Raw genomic sequence first — 20,201 nt, 5'->3', positions numbered from 1 at the left:
TGAGGCGCGCCCAGAACGGGCCGCCGACCGGGCGCCCGCGCACGGCCGAACGTCCCTGCCCCCGAGAGGGCCCGTTGGGTGCTGCCGGCGCGGGACGCGCCGCCCCCGACGGCTGATAGGAAAGTGCCGGGCAGGTGCCGCGGCTGGTAATGTGAGTGCCGAGGGGGAGGCCATCCGGTCGAACGACTACCGGAAGGATACCACCGTGAAAGCGCCATCCACCAGGCCCGCGGCCGTGCTCGGCCTGGACGTCGGCAAGTCATCGCACTGGGCCTGCCTGATCGACCGCGACGGGGAGGTGCTGGCCAGCGCCCCCGTCCGCAACAGGGAGGCCGAGCTCGACGCGCTGTTCGCCTCCGCGCCCGCCGGCACGCTCGTCGTCGTCGACCAGTTCCGCAACATAGGGTCCCTCGCCGTGAGGCGGGCCCGCGCCGCGGGGCTCGGGGTCGCCCACCTGCCCGGGCTCGCCGCCAGCCGCGCCGCCGGCCTGTTCGCCGGCGAGGCCAAGACCGACGAGCGCGACGCCGCGGTGATCGCGCGGACCGCCCTGGGCGTGCCGGACTCCCTGTCGGGGGTCCCGGGCCGCGGCGAGGCCCTCGAGGCCGCCCGCGCCCTCTCGTCGCAGCGCGACCACGTCGTCGCCTGCGCGACCAGGGGCAAGAACCGCCCGCGCGCGGTGCTGCTCGAGTCCTGCCCGGCCCTCGAGGCCGCGGTCGACCTGTCGGACCGGCGGTGGCTGGAGCTGCTCGCCGGGTTCGGCGGGGCGTGGGGGATCGCCCGCTCCGGGGCCGGGGGCCCGCGGGCCGAGGCCGCCGGGGAGGCCGCGGCCGCCTCCACCGCGCCCCCGCCGGCGCTCGTCGAGGCCGAGAACAGGCAGGTCAGGTTCCTGGCCGCCCGGATATCGGAGGCCCTCGACGAGGCCGGGGCCCTCGAGGCCGAGACGGCGGCGCTGCTCGAGGGCGACGAGACCTACGCGTGCCTGCTCACCGTGCCCGGCATCGGCCCGAGGACCGCGGCGCAGCTCGCGGTGTCGGTCGACATTGGGAGGTTCCCGGACCACGACCACCTGGCCTCGTACTGCGGCATAGCCCCGAGGGTGAGGAGCTCCGGAACGTCGGTGAGGTCGGTCAGGGCGTCCAGGCGCGGCGACGCGAGGCTCAAGTCCCTGCTGATCTTCTCGTGCAACAGCCTGGTGAGGTCCTCGGGGCGCTACGGCGAGTACTACCGGGCCTGCAGGGCGCGGGGCATGGGGCACGGGCGGGCGCTCAAGGCCGTCGCGAGGAAGCGGCTCAGGGCGATATACGCCGTGATGCGCGACCGGGTGCCCTACCGGGAGTAGCCCCGACGGTTGACAAAACTATAGGAACACCCAACGACCATGTTGTAAAAGCTGTACGTCAGCATCCAAAGATGTCAAAAAATGCCGACTTTGGATGCTGACGTACATGTTTATGAGACAGTATTGTCTTTGCTATCTGACGGCTTGGACGGCAAGTGCGTCCAGCGCGCGCCCTGCGTCGGCGTCAATCAGGATGCTGCGATCGGCGATTTCTGCCGGAGCGACTGCCTCGCCAAAATTGACGCATGCGTACGTCGCTCGCTCGTTTTTGGCGGTCATCTGCCAAAACGGGTACTTGATGATGACGGGCGTGTTGCCGCCCACACCAAGCTCCAAGAACAGGATGCGCATATTGCTGTGGCGGCGCAGGAAATCTTGGTAACGGTCGGCCGCGGCATACCAGCCCTTATCCTGCACAAACGTATCGTCGGCGCGCAGGTTCATCGTGAGCGGGGAGCCGCAATGGGGGCAACGGGGCACTAGCGCAGAAGGAATGCGCAGGTCTTCTTGGGCGGCGACCATGTAATGTACGAGCTCTTCGTTGTCCCAAGTTTCCTGACAGCAGGGCTTGCTGCACTGGAATAGACCATAGTCGCCCTGCGTGTAAAAGAGTCGCTGTTTATCGAAACCGGCGCGTTGGAAGCAATGGTCTACGTTTGTGGTCAGCACAAAGTAATCTCGGTCGCGCAGCAGGCCCAAAAGCTGTTCGTAGATGGGCTTGGGTATGGGGTCATATCGGTTGCACATGATATAGCGGCTCCAAAATGCCCAGTATTCCTCGAGGGAGTCATAGGGGTAGAAACCGCCGGAGTACATGTCGGTAAAGCCGTAGCGTGCGGCGAAGTCGCCAAAGAGTTTCTCGAAGCGCTCTCCCGCGTAGGCGTAGCCAGCCGCGGTGGAAAGACCCGCGCCGGCGCCGATTATCACGGCGTCGGATGCATCGAGTGCGGCTCGGAGCTTAGCGATCTGCTTGGAGAAGGTCGCGGTAGATTGACTCGTCAGACGCGAGAAAAACATTGAAGATCACCTTAAGGTTGGGGTCGTTATGGTCTAGATGATGACGAACGGCATCGATGGCAACGCGCGCGGCGGCTTGTTGGGGATAGCCAAAGACGCCCGTCGAAATGCAGCAGAAGGCAAGCGTGTCGAGCTTTCGACGTGTCGCTTCTTCCAGGCAGCTGGTGTAGCAACGGCGTAGCAGTAATTCCTCGCGCGGGCCAGGCTTATGGCTGGGCACGATGGGACCGACGGTGTGGAAGATATGGCTGCTCGGCAGGTTAAACGCTGGCGTGACCTTAACGCGTGCGGTCGGTTCCTCGTGTCCTTGTTTGCACATGAGGCCGGCGCATATTAGGCGCAGCTGCATGCCGGCGTATGTGTGGATGGCATTGTCGATGCAGCGGTGTCCCGGCACAAAACAGCCGAGCATTTGGCTGTTGGCGGCGTTGACGATGGCGTCGGCCTTAAGCAGCGTGATGTCGCCACGCCAGACGGCAATGCGATTGCGGTAGGGGAGCGTGCTGGCGTCGGTCGCTCCACCGCGCTCAACAAGCCGCTGCTGCAGGTAGGCATCCTGGACGTTGAGCACCTCTGTCGCGAGCGCTTCGGGCGACCGCACGTTCATAAGGGCCCTGAGTAAATCACGCTGCTCGCCGGCTCCGGCGGGAACGGCAATGCCGCGTCCGTCCGCTCGCTCGTTGAGCAATGCGTCGATAAGCCAAATACGACGCTCGGCTTGATTCATGGCTGACCTCCTGTCCAATTGAGTTGGGCGTGTTTGACAGCAGTGTGCAACCCGGACCGCTTCTTCAAAAGAAGGCACAAAAAGGTAAGCGCCGTGGAGCGGTATGCCCCACGGCGCTCAATTTGCAAAAGCCCGTAGCTGCTAGGAGCTTCGCACAAGCTGCTGGTAGTCGGTGCCCCATTCCACAAGAGAATCGATGATGGGCATAAGGCTTTGACCCAGCTCGCTCAGCGCGTATTCGGTACGGATGGGCGTTTCGGGAATGACGGTGCGCGTGATAAGTCCCGCGGCATCCATTTCCTTTAGGTTTGACGAGAGCACCTTTTGACTGATGCCGGGAATAGAGCGATGTAGCGCGTTGAAGCCCAGGGGCTGCTCAATGAGCTGCTGGATGATATAGATTTTCCACTTGTTGCCAAAGAGCTGAAAACACGTAGCGACGGGGCAGGGAGGCAGTTCTTCTTTGGTGAGCATGGTAACCTCGCAATCGGGTAGGTTGCTTGCATTATCGCAGCTGCTGGCGCCCGCGGCTACAACTTACTTTTTGGTAACTGGCTAATAGATTAGTGCCTTCTTTTGGGTGGGGTGCATTCCTCGCATGATGTGCTTAGGCGCAAAAGCGTCTACGTCCGGGCGGCTTCGCCCAGCCGCCCCCAATCGAAAGGAATTGCCATGTCCGAGAATCTCGAGAACGTTGCCGCCTTCGCTTCTTGCGGTACCTCCGATCCCGCGCCCGCCTGCGGCTCCGCCGATCCCGCGGCTGCTCCTGCTTGCGGCTCCGTCGATCCTGCTGCCGCTCCTGCCTGCGGCTCTGCCGATCCCAAGGCTGCTCCGGCCTGTGGTACCGCTTGCGGCGCTGCGGACGCTCAGTAAGCAATCGCTAGAAAGGGACTCGTAATGGATGCTCAGACTTGCCTCAAAAAGATGCAGCTTGCCGGGACGCTCTCGCTGGCAACTGTGGACGAAAATGGCGCGCCGCAAATTCGCTGCGTGAGCGCTGTACATTACGAGTCCCGCGCCATCTACTTCCTCACGGCGCGCGGCAAGGAGATGGCCCGCCAGCTTATGGCCGATGGGCGCGTCCAAACGCTCGTCCACACGCGGTTTAACGAAATGATCCGCATGTCCGGCGTTGCCACTCCCGCCTTGGATTCCGAGCAAGTTTACTGGCGTGACGTTATTTATGCCGAGCAGCCGTATCTTGCCAACGTTTATCCCGGTGATACGCGTGATATCAACATTATCTTTAAGGTCGAAAACATCGTGCTCGACTACTTTAACCTGGGGGTTCGTCCTATTGAGCGCGCTGTCTTTACCCTAGACGAGGACATGGCGTCCGCGCCCGTTAAGGGTTTTCGTATTGATTCCGATGCGTGTATCGGTTGCGGTACCTGTCTTGAGCACTGTCCGCAGAAGTGCATCGAGCCGGGTGACTCGTATCGCATAGAGCCTGAGCACTGCTTGCACTGTGGCGCCTGTGAAGAGAATTGCCCCGTCGGCGCCGTTGAGCGCCTGTAGCCCAATATCGTCATCAATTTGAACATCGACCAAGGGAGTCCCACGATGCAAAAGCCCGCGTTTGCCTTCCAGTGGCATATTACGGATGAATGCGATCAGCGTTGCAAACATTGCTATATCTTCGCCAACGGTGCCTGCGCTGGTTTTAAGCGCATGCCGTGGGAGCAGATGGTCGAGGTCGTCGATCAGGCCCAGGCCCTCTGCGAACGCATCGGTCGTCAGCCGTACTTTTACGTTACGGGCGGTGACCCCATACTCCATCCCGATTTTTGGCGCCTTGCCAAGCTTTTGCACGAGCGGGGTTTTATGTGGTGCGTGATGGGCAATCCGTTCCATCTGACCGACGAGGTCTGCGCCCGCATGAAAGAGTTGGGATGCCGCAAATACCAGCTCTCGCTCGATGGACTCGAGAAAACGCACGATTACTTCCGTAAGCCCGGCTCGTTTGTCGAGACCTTGCGTGCGATTGGGTGCCTTAAGCGCGCGGGTATCTGGGTTGCCGTTATGAACACGGTTTCGAGTATGAATGCCGCCGAGCTGCCGCAGCTCATTGACCTTGTGGCAAGCCTCGAAGTCGACGTGTTCGCTTTTGGACGATACTGCCCCACCTCGGGCCAAAAGCGTGATGAGTTCCATCTGGAGCCGCTGGAATATCGCGACGTGCTGCTGGGCGCGCAAGAGCGTATGGAGTTTCACCAGGCTGCGGGCTGCAAAACGTTCTTCCAGTTCAAAGATCACCTGTGGACGCTTCTTTTGTGGGAGCAGGGCAAATTCACCATCCCCATGAGCGCCAAGCCCGGCATGATCTATGACGGCTGCCATTGCGGTACGGGCCATATGACGGTGCTGCCTACGGGCGACGTCTATGCATGTCGCCGCATGGAGAGCAAGGTGGGCAACGTTGCCGAGAACACGCTCGAGGAGCTGTTCTTTTCGCCGCAGATGGAGGCAAAGCGCGACTTTAAAAAGTTCAAGAAGTGCTCCAAATGCGAGCTTTTCGGCTGGTGCCGAGGCTGCCCCGCTGTGGCGTATGGTTACACAGGCGATATGTACGAAGCCGATCCTCAGTGCTGGAAAGAGATCGAGGAATAGGATCGCCGTGTCATCGGGTAGCCGTTGGGGACGTTCTTTAACGACTACTCATTTAAGTACGTCCCCAATGAGTGCTAGAGCAGGTTCTCCTGTACCCATGCGATGATGTCACTCGATTCGTAGAGTGGTTTGCCGTCGATGAATAGGCAAGGAACCTGGCGCTTTCCGCCGACGGCGATGAGTGTCTGCTCGGCATCGGGGTCGGTCGAGATATTGCGCTCGGGAATGGTCACGCCGTTATCGGCCAAAAAGCGCTTGACCTTTATGCAATACGGGCAGCCGGTCATAACGTACAACACGAGCTCATGATCAGTAGCCATGGTGTCTCCAATCGGTTGAGGTTTCGATTGAGATACCCAAAGCCGCCGCGGTCTATGCGCAAGCCAGCGATGACTCGATGGCCTGGACCAGAAACGCTGTGGCCCCGGCGCCGCAGGGCTTGTCGTAGTAGTCGACAAAGCGCTGGTCGGCAAGATAGCCGTGAGCGAGCCCCAGGTATGCCTCGTCTTGGGGTTCGCTTCCCCAGTTGAGGCCAATCCAACGACGATGCATCGCAACAAGTTTTTGGGCCTCGCTGCTCTTTGGATCGCCGTCGCCCATGGCAATCGAGAGCTGACCCAGAATAGCGCGCTCGAGTTCTTTCATGTCGTTCCATGTCTGAGGATCCATGTCCAGTAACGTTTCGTTTGCTGCATCGATAGCCTCATCGCCATAGCGCGCCCGTGCTTCGGCGCCGTAGCGCTCCTCGTTTTCCTGCACGGTGCGCCAGCGCTCCAGTTGTGGCAGGACGGCTCCCATGAGCGAGACGGCTTCGTCGAGCGACATGCCGGTGTTTTGTGCCAGCCGCGGGGCACAATCCTCGATCATTGCCTCCATGGTGGTGTCGTAGGTGTACTTGCCGTGGTCGTAGCACCACTTGCAGTAATGGTCGGTCGTGGCGCCCGTGGCGTCGGTGCCGCAGACGTCGGGCGTGAGTATCATGCCGCAGCTCTGGCAATAGTGCTCGGGCATTTCGAGCAGGTGAGACAGCGGCTCCCCGGTTACGGCGGCGATGAGCTTCATCATGTCGATGCCCGGTGTGACCTCGTCGCGCTCCCAACGGCTGACGGCTTGGCGTGTGACGAAGAGCTTGGCGGCAAGCTGCTCTTGGGTGAGATTGTTGTCGCGGCGGATGGCGATGAGCTTTTCTGCAAAGGCCATGACGGCTCCTTTCTGCTGTTTGTTGCTTTAAGCATACGCGGCGGCCGGCACCCTTCCAAGCAACCGTTGGTTGCACGACGGGGACCGCGGCGAAGAATTGCGCGCAACACCCCACGCCTCCATGCCGTACAATGACCGGCATGGAACCTATTGCACACATACATACCGACCTGCCGCAGAAGTTCGGCATCCCACGCAACAGCTTTTTGGCGCCCCATCTGCAGGGTCGCATCGTCTTTGAGCCGGAATTTGCCTCCAACGCTGCAGTTGAGGGTCTGGACTCCTTCTCTCACCTATGGCTGCTGTGGTGCTTCGAAAACGGAACGCCCGGCGGCACGGCTAAGGACATAGCCGCCGATGCCAAAACGCAGGACAGGTCCGGCACCAACGCAAAATGGTCGAAAACCGTGCGCCCGCCGCGTCTGGGTGGAGCCGAGCGTGTGGGCGTGTTTGCCACACGCAGTCCGTTTCGCCCTAATCCCATCGGGCTCACCTGCGTCAAGCTCAGCCGTGTTGAGCTCACCGATGATGGCCCGATCATCCATATACTGGGGGCCGACCTGCGCGACGGCACGCCCATCTACGACATCAAGCCCTACATTCCATTTGCCGACTGTCACCCGGATGCGACGGGCGGCTGGATTGAGGACGCGCCGTGGCAAGAGCTCGATGTTGAGTTCCCACAAGCGCTGAAAGATACGGTCCCGCCTGCAAAGCTCCCCGGCTTGGTCGAGGTCCTTCGCCAAGATCCGCGCCGTGCGGGTAGCAAGCACGAGCCCAACCGCGTTTACCACTTGGCCTACGCCGGGCTCGACATATCGTTTACGGTCGACGGAACAAGGCTGACGGTAACCGCTATCAACGACGCGCAAGACTAACCAGCCATTCGTCCGCACCCGTCAAATTAAGCGCCAAACCCCATGTCAAAACCGCCCACGCTGGTGGACAATAACGCCTACCGAAACAATCCGCTTTGCACGGGAGCTCAGCATGAAATACGACTTTACCTCGCTTATCGACCGCCACGGTATGGACGCCATCGCCGTTGACTCCTGGGGAGAAATTCCCGACATGGCTCCGAACGCACCCGACGAGGGCTTCGACCGCATCCCCATGTGGGTGGCGGATATGAATTTTGCCACGGTGCCCACGGTTCAGGAACACATCATTCAGCGCGCCCAGCATCCCATGTTTGGCTATTTCAATCCGCGTGACGAGTACTTCGACCGCATCATCGAATGGCAAAGCCGTCGCAACGGCGTTGAGGGCTTGGCGCCGGAGCATATCGGCTACGAAAACGGCGTGCTGGGCGGTGTCGTGTCGACGCTGCGCGCATATGTCCAGCCGGGCGATGCGGTACTGGTCCACAGTCCCACCTACATCGGCTTTACCAAGTCTATCGAAGCCGCGGGCTATCGCATTGTCCACAGCCCGCTTAAGCTCGACGATCGAGGCGTGTGGCGCATGGACTTTGAGGACATGGAGCGAAAGCTCGCCCAAAACCACATCCATGCCGCGGTGTTCTGCTCGCCGCACAATCCCTGCGGCCGCGTATGGGAGCGCGACGAGATCGAGCGCACCATGGATATCTATCGCCAGCACGATTGCGTGGTGATTTCGGATGAGATTTGGTCCGATATCATCCTGCCGGGGCACAAGCATATCCCGACGCAGTCGGTGAGTGAGGATGCCCGCATGCGCACGGTTGCCCTCTATGCGCCGAGCAAGACGTTCAACCTGGCGGGCTTGGCCGGCAGCTACCACATCATCTATAACGAGACGCTGCGCGACCGCGTGTGCGCCGTGTCCAACAAGACGCACTACAACGAGATGAACGTCCTCTCCATGCATGCGCTTATCGGTGCCTACCAGCCGCAAGGCTACGAGTGGGTGGACGAGCTCAACCAGGTGCTTTCCGGTAATATCGACTACTTCTGCAGTTACGTGGACAAGCATTTTGCGGGCGTGTCCTATTCGCGTCCGCAGGGCACGTACATGGTGTTCCTGGACTGCACAGCGTGGTGCCGCGAGCATGGCCGCGATATTCAGTGGCTGCTCGACGAGGGCGCTCGTGTGGGCGTGGGGTATCAGGACGGCCGCCCGTTCCACGGGCCCTGCCACATTCGCGTGAATCTGGCACTGCCCCTTTCGCGGGTAAAGGAGGCGTGTGAGCGCCTGGACCGCTACGTTTTTGGGGTATAGGGGGCGCTCGATTCGAGTGCTGCCCCATGCGCCCACGCCGTCAAAATGCGTGGGCGCATGGGGCGCAGAGGGTAGCGAGCGCGTTTTTCGCATTCGCTACTTTTCCTGAATCTGCTTGCCGCAAAGATGCTCAATCGTAATCTCGTAGAGTTGGACGCCCTTGATGTCTTTGGCGATTTCCTCCTCGACTTCTTCGGCGGAAGGGTAGTACTTAAGCGCGAGCTGGCGGACTTTGTCCTCGATAAACGCGGGCGCTTCATCTACCAGGCGACAACGGCCAAAGACCACGGTACTCATAACGTAGGGAGCCCAGTCATCGTCCTTGTACCACTCGTTGCCGTAAACGGTAAAGCAGATCTTGTCATCGCGCTTGAGTGCGTCGACCTTGTGGCCGGCTTTGGCGCCATGGAAATAAATCTTGTCGTGCTCGGCGTCGAAGAAGTAGTTGACGGGAATGGCGTACGGGTAGCCATCGTCGCCGTTGACGGCAAAGACGCCGCGCTTGCAGGTGGCGAGCAACTCGCGCGCTTCCTCGTCGGTGATGGCGCGTTTCTTTCGACGTAAGGGCCTAAACATCGTTGGTTTCCTTTCTGGCCGTGCATGGTGGTTGAGCACAAACTATAGCGAAACTGATCCGTATTTCTTGATGCGGGCGAGCATGTTTTTGAGCTTGTTAAAGTCGAGCGGCTTGGGCAGGTGAGCGTTCATGCCGGCATCGTGTGCCGCCTGGGCATCCTCGGCAAAGGCGTTGGCGGTGAGCGCGATGATGGGGATATCGGCCGCATCGGCCTTCTCGCTTAGACGAATCGCGCGGGTTGCCTCGTAGCCGTCCATGCCAGGCATCATGATGTCCATTAGAATCGCATCGAAGCTACCCGCGGGACGGCCAACGTATAGGTCGACCGCTTCGTTGCCGTCGGCGGCGCGAGTTACGACGATGCCCTCGCTTTCGAGCAGAGCCTGGGCAATCTCGGCATTGAGCTCGTTATCTTCTGCCAAAAGAACGTTCATGCCGGCAAGCGAGCAACTGTTTGCCTGGCCGTCCGCACGTTCTTTAGCCTGAGGGTTCTTGTCGATATCGAGCGGAATCTGGACGTTGAACGTGCTTCCCACGCCAACCTCACTCGAAATCTCGATCGTGCCGCCCATCAGTTCAATAAGCGACTTGACGATTGGCATGCCCATGCCGGTTCCTTGGAACTTGCTGCGCGCATCGTTACCTTCTTGGGCAAACGGCTCATAGATATGCTTTAAAAACTCGGGAGCCATGCCAATGCCGGTATCCAAAACGCTAAAGCAAAAGAGCGCGCGCCCATCATCGAGTGGCTTGGTCTGTGAGCTAAAGGTGACGGAGCCGCCGCGCTTGTTGTACTTAATACTGTTGTCTAGCAGGTTGATTATGATCCGTCGGATATGGGTGGGACTGCCGATCATGTATGGCCCCGTGGCGTACGGCAGGCTATTGTCCTGCATTGTGATGCCGTTACCGGACGCGCGGAGCTTGCACAGCACCAGCGCATCGTCACAGAGCTCTTTGAGGTTAAAAGGAGCATGTTCCAGTGTTAGCTTGCGGTCCTCGATTTTGCCCATCTCGAGGATGTCGTTGATCAGCGAGAGCAGGTGATTGGCGGCAACACGCGCCTTGGCGCGGCTTTCGCGGGCGACTTGCATATCGCCGTCTTTCAATTCCTCAATTTCGATAAGACCCAGGATGCCGTTGAGCGGCGTGCGGATGTCGTGACTCATGCGCGTGAGGAATGCTGTCTTAGCGGCGTTGGCGGCATCGGCTTTCTGCTGTTCTTTCTGTGCGCGGTAAAGCGACCAGACAAGGATGACGATGCCGGTGAGCAAAATGCAGATGACAACTGCCGCAATGACGATGCGGTTGCGGTAGAGAAGTCGGAACGCATCCGATTCTTGCGCCGAGTACGATGTGGGGAAATAGCTGTTTGCAGAGAGCGATTCACCTGCATTGACGATGCCCTTATTGATGATTCCCAGCAGCTCGGGCTTGCCGCGCGAAATTAAACACGATAGTTGCGCCGTGTTGGTGAGTTCCTGTGTTTCGAAATCCTCGATGTCGTAGATGTCGCGGAGAGTTTCCAGGCGCGTGCTGGGGACAATGATGCAACGTGCCTTCCCCTCATTGAGGGCTTTGAGCACCTCGCCGTCATTCGAATACTCGGTTACCGTTGCGTTCGGAAAGAGACTTTCGAGCTCAAAACGGTTAACGATTGTGCTCTTTGTACAAGCGATGTTCTTAAGGTCGCTGTTCAGGTTTTTGCCACTGTGAATGGCGGTCAGCGAAACCGTTCCCATCGAGTTTGACTGGATGACCCCTGTCTGCTCGGCGAGCCAGTAGTCGCGAAACAACGGCAGGGCGACATCGATGGTTCCGTTGGAAAGGGCTTTGATCATTTGCTTGTTGTTCGAGAGTGCGATTGTTTTGACCGTAATGCCAAACTTGTCGTGCAACGTCGTTGCAAGCGAGGCGAGCGACCCTTCCATCTCGCCGTCGTCATTTTGCGTACAGTAGGGAAGTTGGTTTTTAAGATAGCCGAGCGTGATGGTATTGCCGTTTTCTTTGAGCCAGGTGGTCTCGGTGCCGGTGAGCGATGACGAGCCACTGTTTTGGGCCGAGTGACTCGATTTGACTTCCTCGTTATAGCGCGGGTTATCGCGAGCGATGGTCGTCATGGCGGCGTTGATGTCGTTCATCAGATCAGGGCGGCTTTTGGGAACGGCAAAATAGTAGTCGCTCGAGCCAACGTAGAACATGGGCGACGCATCGGGCGACGAGATGGTGTCGTTCATAATGACGGCGTCGACCTCGCCGTCTGCAAGCGCCTCAAAGAGGGCGCCGCCGGTGCTGATTTCTTTATAGGTGCAGGTGATGCCTTCGTTGGTGAGCCACTGTTGGCCGACGATAGTTTGCATAACGCCAGAGTTGCAGCCGATGGTGAGGCCTTGGAGCGCCTGGGGGTCACCCTTGGCCAGGTCGTCGCGGTCGGGCCTGGCGTAGATGTAGTAGCGCTCGGTGCCCTCGGGGTTCGAGGAAAAGAGCAGCTTCTGCTCGCGTTCTGCCGAATACGAGATGTTGGGCATGAGGTCGATTTCGCCTGCCTCGAGCATGTCCATAAGCTCGGAGAAGGTGCCGCTAACGTATTCGTATTGCCAGCCCTTTGTGTAATACGAGAGGGTCTGGAGGTACTCGTAGCCCCATCCCGAGAGGCGCTCGCCCGGTGTGCCTTCCTGGAAGCCTCTGTTGTTGACGAGCCAGCCAACGCGGACCGTCTTGACCTGCTGGTCGGAGTCGGCGGCAAAAGCGGGGGCGGGCATGATGGTGCTCAGTATGGCGAGTGCGGCAAGCGCGACAGCCAGGGTGCGACGTAGGGCTAAGCGAAGGACGGCGGAAGGTTTCACATGAAATCCTATCGAGTCGAGACAGTTTCGCATAAGGATACCAGCACAGCCTGCCTCGTCGGCAGCTGCACCGCTAAACGGTCACTCCCGGCAGTTGGGGACAGTCCCTTTCTGCCGGCACATAAGGAACGTCCCTAACTGCCGGTTGCCCAAGTGCCGGTTGTGGGACAATACCGAGCGAATGTGATGGGGCGTCTGGGAAAAGGGGTCGCGATGAACAAGTTGAGGACGCTTGCCGACGTGTTGCGCCAGGCTGGCTTTGCACGCATCACGGGCCTGTTTCTTGTTTTCTATCTGCTGTGCTCGACGGCCGTCTGGCTGTCCGAGCCCACGACCCTTACGTTTGGCGACGGCCTCTGGTTTAGCTTTGAGACCGTATCGACGATCGGCTTTGGCGATATTCCGGCCGAGACACCGGTTGCCCGCGCCATCACCGTCATTTTGAGCGTCATCAGCATCTTCTACATCGCCATGCTCACGGGCGTGGCGGTGAACTACTGCAATACGCTTATCAAGATGCGTCAAAAGGACACCATGGCGCGCTTTATGGACGATCTTGAGCATTTGGAAGAGCTCGATCGCGACGAGCTTGCCGATCTTTCGCGTCGCGTGCGCGAGTATCGTCGACGCCAGCGCTAGAACGGGCGCCGCGCGTCACGACGAGGGGGACTGAATATGAATATCACGGTATACCTGGGCGCCAGCGTTGGTAACGACCCAGCATTTCTGCCTGCGGTGCAAGAACTGGGCAACTGGATTGGCTCCAACGGCCACGCGCTGGTATACGGCGGGTCCAAATCGGGCCTGATGGGTTCGCTTGCCGATAACGTACTCGAGGCAGGTGGACACGTGACGGGTGTTGAGCCGAGCTTTTTTATCGAGGCCGAGTTTCAACATGACGGTATCGACGACCTCATCGTGACGAGCGATATGGCCGAGCGCAAAGCCAAGATGATCGAGCTTGGCGATGCCTTCATTGCCTTTCCCGGCGGGACGGGCACGCTCGAGGAGATTGCCGAGGTCATGTCCGCGGTGTCGTTGGGGCACCTGAGTGCTCCGTGCATCCTGTATAACCTGGACGGTTACTACAACGACCTCAAGGCACTGCTCGGACACATGATCGATAAGGGCTTATCGAGCCCGCAGCGCCAGCACGGCATCTACTTTGCCGACGATTTGCGCGAGATTGCCTCGATTATTAACGGATAAGTCTTGAGCCTGCCCCACTATGACTCCCAATGGTGCCGTTTGCGGCGCAGACGGTTGGCTCGTTCGGGCAACGCTCGCCCTACAATAAAACGTATCCTTGTCGATTTTGACCGCGGGAGGACCCGATGAATAGTCTTGCAAAACCCAAAAACCGTGCGCTGTTTTTAGTGAGCGTTGCCGTGACCGGTGCGTTCGCAGGCGCCGCGGTCTGGCTGTTTTTCTTTGCGATGGAGTACGGTATCGACTATCTATGGACCGAGATCCCTCATATGCTGGGCGTCGCTTCGCCCGAGCTCGCGAGCGGTCCGTTCGGTTTTTTGCCGTACCCGTTTTTCGTCTGCCTGCTGGGCGGCCTGCTGATCGGTCTGTACGAAAAGATGACGGGCACCAAGACCGATGACCTCAACCAGGTGATGGCCAAGGTTAAGCAAGACGGTCGCTACCCGTACGACAACCTCGGCAAGCTTTCGCTTGCGGCATTGCTGCCGCTGCTGTTTGGCGGAAGCATTGGACCGGAGGCCGGCCTGACCGGTGTTATCGCGGGTCTGTGCAGCTGGGTCGGCGACCGCATGCGTCGCTTTGGCGCCGAGTTTAGGGAGCTCACGCTGCTGGGCACCCAGGCTGCCCTGACGGCGCTCTTTACCGCGCCCGTCTTTGGCTTTGTGGCACCGCTTGCCGGTAGCGCCGACGGCGACGGGGACCCCGCATCCGATGAGATCACCATCAAGCTCCCCAAGGCGCAAAAGACTGTGGTCTACGGCATTGCGATTGCCGGCGGTCTGGGTACCTACCTGCTGCTTGGCCAGCTTGTGGGCGGCGGCATGTGCATGCCCAGGTTCGAGTCCGCCGAGGTGGGCAACCTGGAGCTTGCCTGGCTCATTCCGCTGGCGTTGGTCGGTACCGTATGCGGCTGGCTGTACTTTGTCTCTGAGCATGCAAGCGAGGTACTGTCCCATGCCATAGGGGAGCACCCTGTCGTCAAGGCAATGCTGGCTGGTCTGGCGCTCGCCATCTGCGGAACGGTCCTGCCCTACACCATGTTTGCCGGTGAGACCCAGGCCGATGTACTTATGGAGACCTACCTCACCATTCCCGCCGGCGTGCTTATCGCGACCGGTCTTGTTAAGGCCATGCTGACGCCCGCCCTCATCAACCTTGGTTGGCGCGGCGGCCACTTCTTCCCGGTTATCTTCTCGGGCGTAAGCCTGGGCTACGGCCTTGCCATCCTCACCGGTGCCGATCCGGTCTTTTGCGTCGCCATCTGCACGGCATCGACGATGGGTGCGGTCATGCGTCAGCCGGTCATGGTCGTGGGCCTGCTGCTCATGTGCTTCCCGCTCAAGGGTATCGTCTGCATGATCATCGCCGCCGTTATCGCCGCCGGCATTCCGCTGCCCAAGCCGCTGCGCAAGTAGCGTATTGCGCTTTACGGTTGTTCAGAACTTGTTTTAAAGAAGCCGCGCGAGGCCGTTTGTTTACGGCCTCGCGCGGCTATTGTTTAGAGCTTCCTCAGCACAATGGCGATGGTGTTGAGGTATTCGAGCGCGCCGGCTTCAACGGCAGCGCGGTCGCCTGCTGCGTACTCGTTGTCGCAGGCGAGCCAGTCTTCCCACGCTTCGTCGGTGCAGAGCATAGGCTGCATCGAGATAATTTCGACGCCGGGGGTCGGCTCGATCATGGCACGCCACCAGGCTATGTCGTGCACATAGTCGAGCTGCTCGGGTGTCCAGGATTTGAGCAGGCAAACGGGCAGGTTGTCGTGGCAGTCGCAGGCCATGCCAGGGATGCTCAAATACAGCATGCCCCCGCGCCTGACATAGGGGAGCAAGCGCTCGCTCAGATAGTGCGGGTCGCGGCCGTAGTAGTTGTACGAGTCGATGCTCACGACCGCATCAAAATAGTCGTGCTCAAACGGGAGCCCCTGTGAGGCGTCCGCCTTAACAGGTGAATCGTGTTGCGGGGAATACCGAGCGAATCGAAGAACGCGCGGTTTTCGACGGGATCGCTCCACAGGTCGACAGCATACGTGTCAAACCCGTATTCGCGGGCAAGTAGGGCGCTGGTGATACCGGTGCCCGATCCAAGGTCGCAGACGCGGACGCCGCAGGGGATATGCACATCGTGAAGCAGCTCTTCGCAGAGTTTGAGGGGATTGGGGCCCATAATCTTAGAGTGCACAAGTGCCGCGTCGAAGCTGGTGGCTTTTGGGAAGGATTGAGATTTCGCAGAGTTCATTGTTCTTTCCTATCAGGTGCATATGTGGCAGATGACGGAGGCGGAACGGCGCAACAAACCGCGGCCGTTGGACGGCCGTTTTCAATTTGTATGCGATTGACCGTTCCCTAAAGAACAATGACCAAAAAGACATCCCCTTGGATGATCGAAATTGGGCCGAGGCCCGTGACGCTTTGATTATAGAACGTTGCGCACGGGCCGGGGAAATGCCATTTGTCACGGATTTGAGGGGCGCGATTGTGGCCGATTACGACCTGCGTGGGTCGAGATTCGCCCGCCTACAGGTCGCGTGCCCGATAGACCTTGGTGCTGACGATGCAGCTAAGTGCACATAGCGCGAGGGCCAGTACGGCAATTCCTGCGCACAGGCAGCCGAGGACGGCGGGATCGGGATTCGCCCCAGCAATCGACATGAGCCAGTTGCTGATGGGGCTGGAGGAGCTCAGTGTGGCCATGGCAAGGCATCCGAGCAGGGCAAACAGGCCGACGGAAAGGCGCAGCGCCTCCATGTGTCCAAATCGAAAGAACAGCGGCTGTGCCAGAAACACCATCATGAGGGAAATGAGCATGGACGCGGTCGAAGCGATTGCGGTCTCAAAGACGGTCTGTCCCGTCGAGGGGATACCCACGCTGTTGAAGAGCGGGATGGAGACGATGCTCAGAAGCGCGGCGGCGCACGCCATGACGGCCGAGAAGACAATGATGCTCAGGTAGCGTGCGCAGATGATGTCTTTGCGCGAGATGGGCAGCGTTGCCCGATAGCGCTCCCATCCGTTTTGATTGTCGTAGCCGGCCAGCGAGTTCATAACCACGATGGGCGACATGGCACTGACCGCACAGGCGCCGGCGCTCATACCGGAATCGCCATCCGATGCGTTGGCGAGGGTCAGTACGACGAAGATGAACAGGCCGACGCCCGCGATGCTCGGGACAAGCGTGCGGACGATGGCGAGCTCAGACATAAAGGCGCGTTTCATTTCGAAGCCCCTTTCAGCATGAGGCGAAGATAGTCATCAATTGTTGCCCGGTCGCAGGGAATCTCGGGGAAGGCCTCGAGCGCCTCGCGACGGTTGGGCACGAGCACGTCCACGCTATAGGCGTGGTGGGCGGCACGGGCGCCTTCGACGCAAGCCATGAGCTCGGACGCCTGTGCTTGGGTGCAGTGGGCGATGCCGGCTCGGTCGGTAATGTCCTCGCGCGGCAGGTCAAACACAATCGAGCCGTTATCGATGCAGATGACGCGGTCGGCAGTGCGATCGAGGTCGGATGTAATGTGGCTTGAGAGCAGCACGCTGTGCTGGCCGTCGGCGACAAAGGCAAGCAACTCGTCGAGCAGTTCCTCGCGCGCCATGGGATCGAGGCCCGCGGTGGCTTCGTCCAAAACGAGCAGCTTAGCATTGTGACTGAGCGCACAGGCGAGCTGCAGCTTCATGCCCATGCCGCGGGAGAGGTCCTTGACCTTCGTCTTGGGATCGAGGCCAAATCGGTCGATGAATCCGGCGAACGTTTCGCAGCTCCACGTGGGGTATGCCGGGCCTACGAGCCTCTCGACCTGGCCCACCTTGAGCGTGGAGGGGAAGGGACACGTGTCCAGGACAAGCCCGATGCGGGAGCGCAGGTGGCGCTGCGTCTCGTCGGGCGCGTTGGCGTCGCAGCGCTGTCCAAGCAGATGCACCTCGCCGGCATCGAGCTTTATAAGCCCAAGCGCGGCGCGAATGGTCGTCGTCTTGCCGGCGCCATTTGCGCCCACAAAGCCAACGATCTGGCCGGGCTCCACGGCGAGTGTGACCTCTCGCAACGAAAAACGGTCGCTCACACGGCGTGAGATGCCTTTGAGTTCTAAAAGGTTTTGCATGGTATAGCCTTTCTTGCAGATGGCTACTGCATGGTTTCGGGGGCTACCAGGTCGAGCATCTCGTGCAGCTTGTCGCGCGTAACGCCCAGGGCTTCGGCTTGGCTCGCCGCTTTCGCAAGCAGTTTTTCGATATGGCAGAGCTGGTTTTCGCGCAAGAGCTCCTGGTTGCCCTCGGCGACAAAACAGCCCTTGCCCTGCACGGTGCAGATGAAGCCGAGTTGCTCCAGGTCGGCGTAGGCGCGCTTGGTGGTGATGACACTCACGCCAAGATCGCTCGCGAGTGCACGGATACTGGGGAGTTTGGCTCCCGCCGCGAGCGTGCCCGAAAGGATCTGAGCTTTGACTTGCGAGGCTATTTGCTCGTAGATGGGCTTGTCGCTCGAATTGGATAGGATGATGTCCACAGCGGCTCCTTAGCTGATGGGCTACACGTGTATATAACCGGTAAGCACAGTATATATACACTATGCACAGTTACGCAAGAGACAAATTCGGATTGGGCCGGCTACCCGGGCCTTAACTGATGAATTTGTCCTGATAGGTGCCCTATGGCGAGGTTTCGCGGCTACAATAGGGCGGTTACATCGACGTAATGCACTCAATGCAAGAAAGGATCCGCATGGCAAGCCTGTCGGATGAAATCTCGTCGCGCCGCACATTCGCGATCATCAGCCACCCGGACGCCGGTAAGACCACACTTACCGAGAAGCTGCTGCTCTATACCGGCAGTATCCAGACCGCCGGCTCGGTTAAGGGCAAGAGCTCGGCCAAGCATGCCGTCTCGGACTGGATGGACATCGAGAAGGAGCGCGGCATTTCCGTTACCTCCTCGGTACTGCAGTTCACCTACAACGGCGCCTGCGTCAACATCCTCGATACCCCCGGCCACCAGGACTTCTCGGAGGATACCTACCGTACCCTTATGGCCGCCGACGCCGCAGTCATGGTCATCGACGGCGCTAAGGGCGTCGAGGCCCAGACCAAAAAGCTCTTTAAGGTCTGTACGCTGCGCCATATTCCCATCTTCACCTTTGTGAACAAGCTCGACCACGAGGCTCGCGATCCGTTTGAGCTCATGGAAGAGATCGAGAACGTTCTGGGTATCAATACGTATCCCATGAACTGGCCGATCGGCAGCGGCCGCAACTTCCGCGGCGTGTTCGACCGTCAGACCCGTCGCGTTATCGCCTTTGAGGGCGATGGCCACGCCAACGCCACCAAGAAGGTCGCCGAGGTCGAGGCCGAGCTGGGCGACCCCGCCATGGATGAGCTTATCGGCGAGGAGAACCATAAGAACCTGATGGACGACATCGAGCTGCTTGATGGTGCCGGCGACGAGCTCGACTTGGATGCCGTGGCCTGTGGCAAGCTGAGCCCGGCGTTCTTTGGCTCGGCGCTCACCAACTTTGGCGTGGAGCCCTTCCTCAAGGAGTTCCTGCGTCTGGCCCCGACGCCGCGCGCCTATACCGATACGCTTACCAGCGAGCCGGTCGATCCCTGCCGTGACGACTTTAGCGGCTTTGTGTTTAAGATCCAGGCCAACATGGACAAGAACCACCGCGACCGCATCGCCTTTGTGCGCATTTGTTCGGGCAAGTTCGAGCGCGGCATGGATGCCTTCCACGTGCAGGGCAACCGCAAGCTCAAGCTGGCCACGGGCACGTCGATGATGGCCGACGACCGCGCCATCGTGGACGAGGCGTACGCGGGCGATATCGTGGGCCTGTTCGATCCGGGTATCTTTAGCATCGGCGACACTGTGTGCTCTGGCAAGCACCACGTGCAGTATCCGCAGATCCCGACGTTTGCCCCCGAGATGTTCGCTCGCATTACGCAGGTCGACACGCTCAAGCGCAAGCAGTTTGTGAAGGGTATGGAGGAGCTTGCCCAGGAGGGTGCTATCCAGATCTTCCGCGAGTTGGGTGCCGGCATGGAGAGCGTCATCGTGGGCGTGGTCGGTGTGCTGCAGTTTGAGGTACTCGAGCGCCGCCTCAAGGCCGAGTACCGTGTTGAGGTTCGTCGCCAGCCACTGCCCTATACGGACATCCGCTGGATCCAGAACGACCCCGACACCATCGATATCCCGGGCCTTTCGCTCACGCGCGACACGCTGCGCGTCGAGGACATGCGCGGCGGTAAGCTGTTGCTGTTCACGAGCCCGTGGAACGTGGATTGGGCTACCGACCACAACCCCGACCTTATCCTGTCGGAGTTTGGCAACGTAGCCTTTTAATGCATCGGCGCGGTGGCCCTGCGGGGCTGCCGCGTCGTTTGCTTGCCTGATGCCGTGTGAGCGGCTATCATACCCACCGTCGTCTCAAGACCGTGACGTCCGAGCAGTTCGGGTCCGATATCCTGCTCGTTAAACCTAAAACCAAAGGAGT

At 59.7% G+C, this 20,201-nt stretch carries 22 protein-coding genes; 10 read left to right on the top strand and 12 right to left on the bottom strand.

The window, feature by feature from the left end:
* Positions 1 to 151 precede the first annotated feature (151 nt).
* Entirely contained in the window at positions 152 to 1,339 is a 1,188-nt protein-coding gene (locus AAAX32_RS02185) for an IS110 family transposase (protein WP_349099841.1), read from the top strand.
* Between the two features lie 132 nt (positions 1,340 to 1,471).
* Here the strand turns inward: AAAX32_RS02185 and AAAX32_RS02180 are convergent, their stop codons facing one another.
* From AAAX32_RS02180 to AAAX32_RS02170, 3 genes are all read right to left on the bottom strand, one after another.
* Positions 1,472 to 2,356 carry a Sir2 silent information regulator family NAD-dependent deacetylase gene (locus AAAX32_RS02180; protein WP_349099839.1) on the bottom strand — a complete coding sequence of 295 codons (885 nt, stop codon included), beginning with the start codon at positions 2,354 to 2,356 and terminating at the stop codon, positions 1,472 to 1,474.
* Positions 2,298 to 3,083 carry a protein-ADP-ribose hydrolase gene (locus tag AAAX32_RS02175; protein WP_349099837.1) on the bottom strand — a complete coding sequence of 262 codons (786 nt, stop codon included), beginning with the start codon at positions 3,081 to 3,083 and terminating at the stop codon, positions 2,298 to 2,300. Before AAAX32_RS02175 ends, AAAX32_RS02180 begins: the two co-directional genes overlap by 59 nt.
* 141 nt (positions 3,084 to 3,224) lie before the next feature.
* Positions 3,225 to 3,557, bottom strand: a complete 333-nt coding sequence (locus AAAX32_RS02170; RefSeq protein ID WP_117862845.1) for a helix-turn-helix domain-containing protein — start codon at positions 3,555 to 3,557, stop codon at positions 3,225 to 3,227.
* Between the two features lie 198 nt (positions 3,558 to 3,755).
* Between AAAX32_RS02170 and AAAX32_RS02165 the strand changes: the two genes are divergently transcribed.
* Genes AAAX32_RS02165 through acgM form a run of 3 tightly spaced genes read left to right on the top strand, consistent with a single transcriptional unit; the run spans position 3,756 to position 5,693 of the window.
* The gene (locus AAAX32_RS02165; protein WP_349099836.1) at positions 3,756 to 3,956 is read left to right on the top strand and encodes a hypothetical protein; all 201 of its coding nucleotides are present in this window, start codon (positions 3,756 to 3,758) and stop codon (positions 3,954 to 3,956) included.
* A gap of 24 nt (positions 3,957 to 3,980) precedes the next feature.
* Positions 3,981 to 4,601: a 4Fe-4S binding protein gene (locus tag AAAX32_RS02160; RefSeq protein ID WP_349099834.1), complete on the top strand. Its 621-nt coding sequence runs from the start codon at positions 3,981 to 3,983 to the stop codon at positions 4,599 to 4,601.
* Between the two features lie 45 nt (positions 4,602 to 4,646).
* Complete coding sequence (gene acgM, locus AAAX32_RS02155; protein ID WP_349099833.1) at positions 4,647 to 5,693, top strand: radical SAM/SPASM domain protein, ACGX system; 1,047 nt, start codon at positions 4,647 to 4,649, stop codon at positions 5,691 to 5,693.
* Between the two features lie 74 nt (positions 5,694 to 5,767).
* Here the strand turns inward: acgM and AAAX32_RS02150 are convergent, their stop codons facing one another.
* Together AAAX32_RS02150 and AAAX32_RS02145 are read right to left on the bottom strand one after the other, a co-directional pair.
* Positions 5,768 to 6,013, bottom strand: a complete 246-nt coding sequence (locus tag AAAX32_RS02150; protein ID WP_349099832.1) for a glutaredoxin — start codon at positions 6,011 to 6,013, stop codon at positions 5,768 to 5,770.
* Positions 6,014 to 6,065: 52 nt separating this feature from the next.
* On the bottom strand, positions 6,066 to 6,893 hold the full coding sequence (locus AAAX32_RS02145) for a TipAS antibiotic-recognition domain-containing protein (RefSeq protein WP_349099831.1): 828 nt from the start codon (positions 6,891 to 6,893) through the stop codon (positions 6,066 to 6,068).
* A gap of 140 nt (positions 6,894 to 7,033) precedes the next feature.
* Between AAAX32_RS02145 and AAAX32_RS02140 the strand changes: the two genes are divergently transcribed.
* Together AAAX32_RS02140 and AAAX32_RS02135 are read left to right on the top strand one after the other, a co-directional pair.
* Positions 7,034 to 7,771, top strand: coding sequence for a TrmO family methyltransferase (locus AAAX32_RS02140; RefSeq protein ID WP_349099830.1), 738 nt, complete (start codon positions 7,034 to 7,036; stop codon positions 7,769 to 7,771).
* 112 nt (positions 7,772 to 7,883) lie between these two features.
* Entirely contained in the window at positions 7,884 to 9,095 is a 1,212-nt protein-coding gene (locus AAAX32_RS02135) for an aminotransferase class I/II-fold pyridoxal phosphate-dependent enzyme (protein WP_349099829.1), read from the top strand.
* A gap of 96 nt (positions 9,096 to 9,191) precedes the next feature.
* Here AAAX32_RS02135 and AAAX32_RS02130 read toward each other — a convergent pair whose 3' ends face one another.
* Both AAAX32_RS02130 and AAAX32_RS02125 read right to left on the bottom strand, forming a co-directional pair.
* Complete coding sequence (locus tag AAAX32_RS02130; protein ID WP_349099827.1) at positions 9,192 to 9,671, bottom strand: pyridoxamine 5'-phosphate oxidase family protein; 480 nt, start codon at positions 9,669 to 9,671, stop codon at positions 9,192 to 9,194.
* Positions 9,672 to 9,713: 42 nt separating this feature from the next.
* Positions 9,714 to 12,518, bottom strand: coding sequence for a transporter substrate-binding domain-containing protein (locus tag AAAX32_RS02125; RefSeq protein ID WP_349099825.1), 2,805 nt, complete (start codon positions 12,516 to 12,518; stop codon positions 9,714 to 9,716).
* Positions 12,519 to 12,731: 213 nt separating this feature from the next.
* On the opposite strand from AAAX32_RS02125, the gene AAAX32_RS02120 reads away from it, so the two are divergent.
* From AAAX32_RS02120 to AAAX32_RS02110, 3 genes are all read left to right on the top strand, one after another.
* Positions 12,732 to 13,157 carry a potassium channel family protein gene (locus AAAX32_RS02120; protein WP_349099824.1) on the top strand — a complete coding sequence of 142 codons (426 nt, stop codon included), beginning with the start codon at positions 12,732 to 12,734 and terminating at the stop codon, positions 13,155 to 13,157.
* Positions 13,158 to 13,193: 36 nt separating this feature from the next.
* On the top strand, positions 13,194 to 13,727 hold the full coding sequence (locus tag AAAX32_RS02115) for a TIGR00730 family Rossman fold protein (RefSeq protein ID WP_349099823.1): 534 nt from the start codon (positions 13,194 to 13,196) through the stop codon (positions 13,725 to 13,727).
* A gap of 125 nt (positions 13,728 to 13,852) precedes the next feature.
* Positions 13,853 to 15,142 carry a chloride channel protein gene (locus AAAX32_RS02110; RefSeq protein ID WP_349099822.1) on the top strand — a complete coding sequence of 430 codons (1,290 nt, stop codon included), beginning with the start codon at positions 13,853 to 13,855 and terminating at the stop codon, positions 15,140 to 15,142.
* An 83-nt stretch (positions 15,143 to 15,225) separates the two neighbouring features.
* On the opposite strand, the gene AAAX32_RS02105 is transcribed toward AAAX32_RS02110, so the two are convergent.
* From AAAX32_RS02105 to AAAX32_RS02085, 5 genes are all read right to left on the bottom strand, one after another.
* Positions 15,226 to 15,612 carry a hypothetical protein gene (locus AAAX32_RS02105; protein ID WP_349099821.1) on the bottom strand — a complete coding sequence of 129 codons (387 nt, stop codon included), beginning with the start codon at positions 15,610 to 15,612 and terminating at the stop codon, positions 15,226 to 15,228.
* On the bottom strand, positions 15,609 to 15,962 hold the full coding sequence (locus tag AAAX32_RS02100) for a class I SAM-dependent methyltransferase (RefSeq protein ID WP_349099820.1): 354 nt from the start codon (positions 15,960 to 15,962) through the stop codon (positions 15,609 to 15,611). Before AAAX32_RS02100 ends, AAAX32_RS02105 begins: the two co-directional genes overlap by 4 nt.
* Positions 15,963 to 16,240: 278 nt before the next feature.
* Entirely contained in the window at positions 16,241 to 16,939 is a 699-nt protein-coding gene (locus AAAX32_RS02095; RefSeq protein ID WP_349099818.1) for an ABC-2 transporter permease, read from the bottom strand.
* Positions 16,936 to 17,817 carry an ABC transporter ATP-binding protein gene (locus tag AAAX32_RS02090; RefSeq protein WP_349099817.1) on the bottom strand — a complete coding sequence of 294 codons (882 nt, stop codon included), beginning with the start codon at positions 17,815 to 17,817 and terminating at the stop codon, positions 16,936 to 16,938. The genes AAAX32_RS02095 and AAAX32_RS02090 overlap by 4 nt, the downstream gene beginning before the upstream one ends.
* A 23-nt stretch (positions 17,818 to 17,840) precedes the next feature.
* Entirely contained in the window at positions 17,841 to 18,221 is a 381-nt protein-coding gene (locus AAAX32_RS02085; protein ID WP_349099815.1) for a GntR family transcriptional regulator, read from the bottom strand.
* Between the two features lie 215 nt (positions 18,222 to 18,436).
* Between AAAX32_RS02085 and AAAX32_RS02080 the strand changes: the two genes are divergently transcribed.
* Positions 18,437 to 20,050: a peptide chain release factor 3 gene (locus AAAX32_RS02080; RefSeq protein ID WP_349099814.1), complete on the top strand. Its 1,614-nt coding sequence runs from the start codon at positions 18,437 to 18,439 to the stop codon at positions 20,048 to 20,050.
* Positions 20,051 to 20,201: the final 151 nt, after the last annotated feature.

It is taken from the genome of Collinsella sp. CLA-ER-H3, assembly GCF_040092425.1.
Lineage (GTDB): Bacteria > Actinomycetota > Coriobacteriia > Coriobacteriales > Coriobacteriaceae > Collinsella.
The sequence above is the reverse complement of the archived record's forward strand: the minus strand, read 5'-3'. Positions and strand labels throughout refer to the sequence as shown.